Genomic DNA, 4,291 nt, shown 5'->3' with positions numbered 1-4,291 from the left:
CCGAGTCGAACAGGTCCGGGATCTCCTCCTCGGTCCGGGCCACCTTCAGCCCGCGCCCGCCGCCGCCGAACGCCGCCTTGATCGCCACCGGCAGCCCGTGCTCGCGGGCGAAGGCGATCACGTCGTCCGGCCCGGACACCGGGTCCGGGGTGCCGGGCACCAGCGGAGCGCCGGCCCGGGTGGCGATGTGCCGCGCGGTCACCTTGTCGCCGAGGTCGCGGATGGCCTGCGGGTCCGGCCCGATCCAGGTCAGCCCGGCGTCGATCACGGCCTGGGCGAAGTCGGCATTCTCGGAGAGGAAGCCGTAGCCGGGGTGCACCGCGTCGGCGCCGGTCCGGTTGGCGATGTCGATCAGCTTGTCGATCGAGAGGTAGGTTTCCGCCGCCGTCACGCCGCCCAGCGCGAACGCCTCGTCGGCCAGCCGGACGAAGACGGCCTCGCGGTCCGGGTCGGCGTACCCGACCACACTGGACAGTCCGGCGTCCTTGCAGGCACGGATCACCCGAACGGCGATCTCGCCGCGGTTCGCCACGAGTACCTTGCGCACGCCTTCCTCCTTGCTCCCGGCTCGGGCACGCTGGCAGGGAGTTTACGGACTGCCGCTAAAGCGGCATCGAGAGCAAACTCACGCGGGAAGGGGAGGACTGCTAGTGCCCGGTCGTGTTCCGCCGTCGCTCATCGTGACGGTCGTGCTGTCGTTACTCGTGGCCGCCGGCGCCGTGGTGGGTGCGGGCGCGCTGCGACTGCGCGCCGACCGCACCACGCAGGCGGCCTCGACCAGCGCAAAGGCCGCGAACCCGGCCGGATCGAACGGCTGCCTGCAGGAGCCGTGCCGGGTGCTGGGCCACGCGACGATCGCCGGAACGGTCATCGAGCTGATGGCCGACGCCGGGTCCAGGTCGGGCCGGCTCAGCATCGGCGGCACGGCCAACTCCGGCTGGGTGATCCCGGCCACGGTTACCGACAATGGAGTCGTGCTCAACGACGACTCGTTGCAGTGCGTGGCCGGTGGGACGTCGGCCTGCCTGATCCGGGGCGTCGCCCCGGACAACCGGATGTTCGGCCAGACCGTCGTCGGCCGCTCGGACAGTTGGGCGTCGGGCCAGACCTACGTGTCCAACGCCGGGTACCTGGCCCTCGCCAACGTGGACATCGACACCTCGCCCGAGGTGCTCGCCGCACAGCACGTCTGCGCGGACGGGTGCGCCACCGGGCCGATCCGGGTGCAGGTGTTCGAACTGGACGGATCGCTGGTCAGGTGCACCCGCCCCTACGCCACGCTGGAGCGGTTACCCGGCTATCCGGTGGTCAAGCTGAGCCAGGCCGACCTGACTCCGTGCAAGCCTTAGCGCGTCCACAGGTCCACGACGGACACGCCGACCTCCGCCAGCAGCCGGCGGGTGAGCGGCAGGCTGATCCCGATCACGCTGGACGGGTCGCCGTCGACCCCCTCGACGAACCAGCCGCCCCGGCCGTCGATGGTGAAGCCGCCGGCCACCTGCAACGGCTCGCCGGTCGCCAGGTACGCCTCCAGTTCGGCCTCGCTCGGCGTGGCGAACCGGACGGTGGTGCGTTCGGTGCCGATCGCCACCGTCCCGTCCATGCGGAGCACCGCGTGCCCGGTGAGCAGCACCCCGGTGCCGCCGGCCATCGCGGCCCAGCGCTTGCGGGCCCGCTCGACCGTGCCCGGCTTGCCCACCACCGCACCGTCGAAGAACAGCATCGAGTCGCAGCCGACGACCACCGCGTCCGGCCGGTCCACCCTCGGCAGCACGGCCCGGGCCTTGGCCTCGGCGAGCGCGGCGACCAACTCGTCCGGTTCCGGGTCGGACAGGGCGTCCGCCACCGCGTCCTCGTCCACACCGGACACGATGACCAGCGGTTCGACCCCGGCCGCGCGGAGCACGGCGAGCCGGGCGGGCGAGGCGGACGCGAGCACGAGACGCACGGTCGCCGAGCCTAACGAGGGACGGGAAGCGCCGCGGGACGGGCGGGTTCGCGCAGGCCGGCGGCGCTGATCATGCCGAGGATCAGCACCACGACCGGCAGCACCAGGGTGGCCTTGGCGGCGTTGGTGAACCCGAGGTGGAAGGCGTCCGTGGCGACCAGCCGCAGGTGCTCCACGGCGGCGCGGGGCACTTCGGCGGGCACCTCCGGGGTGCCGGAGAACTGGCTGGCGGTGTTGGCCGCGCGGGTGATCCCGTCGACGAACTCCTCCCGGTACTGGTACGGCAGGCGCTCCGCGTGCTCGCGCGCGGCGACCGGCACCGCGACCGCGATGCCCACCTGCAGCAGCACCCCGCTGGCCGCGCTGCCGAGCACGCCGCCCACCTGCCGCGCGGTGTTGAACACCCCGGAGGCCGCCCCGACCAGGTCGCCCGGCACGCCGGCCATGGCCGCGTTGGTCAGCGGGGAGTACACGCAGCCGATGCCCAGCCCGGCCACGACCAGGCCGGGCACCAGCACCAGCGGCGCGGTGTCCGGCTCGGCCTGGATCGCCAGCCCGATCGTGCCGACCGCCAGCGTGGCCAGCCCGAACATCACGAAGTGCCGCGCGGCCAGCCGGTTCCAGGCCCGCCCGCCGACGGCGGCGCCGAGCGCGGCGGCCGCCGCCATCGGCGCGGTGAGCAGGCTGCACTGCAGCGCGCTCAGGCCGAGCACGGTCTGCAGGTAGATCACCAGCGGCAGGAACATCCCGGTGGTGGCGAACCCCAGCGCGGCGTGGGTGAGGTTGGCGCTGCCGAACGATCCACCCCGGAACAGGTAGGGCGGCAGCAGCGGTTCGGTGCGCGCCCGGCGCTGCCAGACCACGAACCCGGCCAGCAGCGCGACACCCAGCCCGATCAGGTGCGGCACCGCGACCGGCCCGAACACCGGGCCCCAGTGGTAGTGCTGGCCGTTCTGCACCCCGAACACCACCAGGAACAGGCCGGCCGAGGCGAGCACCGCGCCCGGCACGTCGAACCGGGCCCGCATCCGGGGCAGCCAGTCCGGCAGGAACACCAGCGCGATCGCCAGGCTGGCCAGGCCGAGCGGCACGTTCAGCAGGAAGATCCAGCGCCAGTCCAGCCGCTGCACCAGCAGGCCGCCGAGCACCGGACCGGTGATGATCGCGACACCGGCCACCGCGCCCCAGATCGTGATCGGGGTGCGGCGCCGGTCGGCCGGGAACAGCCGGCTGATGAACGCCAGGGTCTGCGGGGTCATCGCGGCCGCGCCGAGGCCCTGCACCGCCCGGGCGGCGATCAGCTCACCCGGCGAGCGCGCCAGGCCGCACCACAGCGAGGCGCCCGTGAAGACGACCAGGCCGACCAGCAGCACCCGCTTGGGTCCGAACCGGTCGCCCAGCCGTCCGGTCAGCAGCAGGGGAACCGTGTTGGCCAGCAGGTAGACGCTGTTCACCCAGATGATCTGGTTGAGGTTGGCGTGCAGCCCGGAGAGCATCGACGGGATCGTCACGGTGACGATCGTCGAGTCGAGCATGATCATGAAGAAGCACGCGCACAGGGCCGTGAACGCGATCCAGGGGTTGCGCTCGGAACGCGGCACGGGTGCTCCTCGGCGGTCGGTCAGGGCAGCAGTCCGGACGCCCGCCAGGCGCCGGGCCCATGACCGATCGGACGCCGCAGCATCGTCCGCGGATCCGACCACACCGGCCGCGCGGCCGGTTGCGCCGCAGGCGCCGGTGCCGCCGCGAGGGCGCCGACCACCGCGGTGAGCGCGGCCAACTCGACCTCGTCCGGGGCGCCGCGAACGATCCGCAGCACCAACCCCTCGTGCTCGCTCATCAGGCCCTCCTCACAGCGGAATGTTGCCGTGCTTCTTCGGCGGCAACGTCTCCCGCTTGTCCCGCAGCATGCGCAGCGCCCGGGCCACGTAGGCCCGGGTGTACGACGGCGGGATCACCGAGTCCACGTATCCACGTTCCGCCGCCATGTACGGGTTGCACAAGGTGTCCTCGTACTCCTGCTGCAACTGAGCACGCACGGCGTCGATGTCCTCGCCGTTGCCGGAGGCCTCGGCCAGCTTCTTGCGGTGCACGATGTTCACCGCGCCCTGCGCGCCCATCACGGCGATCTGCGCGGTCGGCCAGGCCACGTTCATGTCCGCGCCCAGGTGCTTGGACCCCATCACGTCGTACGCTCCGCCGTAGGCCTTGCGGGTGATCACCGTGACCTTCGGCACGGTCGCCTCGGCGTAGGCGTAGATGAGCTTGGCGCCCCGCCGGATGATGCCGTTGTACTCCTGGTCGGTGCCGGGCAGGAAGCCGGGCACGTCGACGAAGGTCAGC

General features: G+C 72.5%; 6 protein-coding genes. 1 reads left to right on the top strand and 5 read right to left on the bottom strand.

Annotated features, from left to right (window positions below):
- Positions 1-547: biotin carboxylase N-terminal domain-containing protein (locus VFO68_RS09735; RefSeq protein WP_325157872.1), on the bottom strand; the 547-nt coding region annotated here is incomplete at its 3' end.
- Positions 548-689: 142 nt separating this feature from the next.
- On the opposite strand from VFO68_RS09735, the gene VFO68_RS09730 reads away from it, so the two are divergent.
- On the top strand, positions 690-1,349 hold the full coding sequence (locus VFO68_RS09730) for a hypothetical protein (RefSeq protein ID WP_325157871.1): 660 nt from the start codon (positions 690-692) through the stop codon (positions 1,347-1,349).
- Here VFO68_RS09730 and VFO68_RS09725 read toward each other — a convergent pair.
- The 4 genes from VFO68_RS09725 to VFO68_RS09710 form a co-directional block, all read right to left on the bottom strand.
- Entirely contained in the window at positions 1,346-1,948 is a 603-nt protein-coding gene (locus VFO68_RS09725) for a nucleoside triphosphate pyrophosphatase (RefSeq protein WP_325157870.1), read from the bottom strand. The two genes, VFO68_RS09730 and VFO68_RS09725, sit on opposite strands and share 4 nt — an antisense overlap.
- A gap of 11 nt (positions 1,949-1,959) precedes the next feature.
- The gene (locus VFO68_RS09720; RefSeq protein WP_325157869.1) at positions 1,960-3,549 is read right to left on the bottom strand and encodes a DHA2 family efflux MFS transporter permease subunit; all 1,590 of its coding nucleotides are present in this window, start codon (positions 3,547-3,549) and stop codon (positions 1,960-1,962) included.
- Between the two features lie 20 nt (positions 3,550-3,569).
- Complete coding sequence (locus VFO68_RS09715; protein ID WP_325157868.1) at positions 3,570-3,788, bottom strand: acyl-CoA carboxylase subunit epsilon; 219 nt, start codon at positions 3,786-3,788, stop codon at positions 3,570-3,572.
- 10 nt (positions 3,789-3,798) lie between these two features.
- Positions 3,799-4,291 (bottom strand): carboxyl transferase domain-containing protein (locus VFO68_RS09710; protein ID WP_325157867.1); only part of this gene is annotated, 493 nt, incomplete at its 5' end.

Origin of the sequence: Actinophytocola sp., from assembly GCF_035712165.1 — a bacterium.
Classification (GTDB): Bacteria; Actinomycetota; Actinomycetes; order Mycobacteriales; family Pseudonocardiaceae; genus DASYTH01.
The sequence above is the reverse complement of the archived record's forward strand: the minus strand, read 5'-3'. Positions and strand labels throughout refer to the sequence as shown.

What these genes read in the sequence shown, in the direction of transcription:
- VFO68_RS09715 (WP_325157868.1), bottom strand. Translation starts at nt 3,788, where the DNA reads ATGAGCGAGCACGAGGGGTTGGTGCTGCGGATCGTTCGCGGCGCCCCG.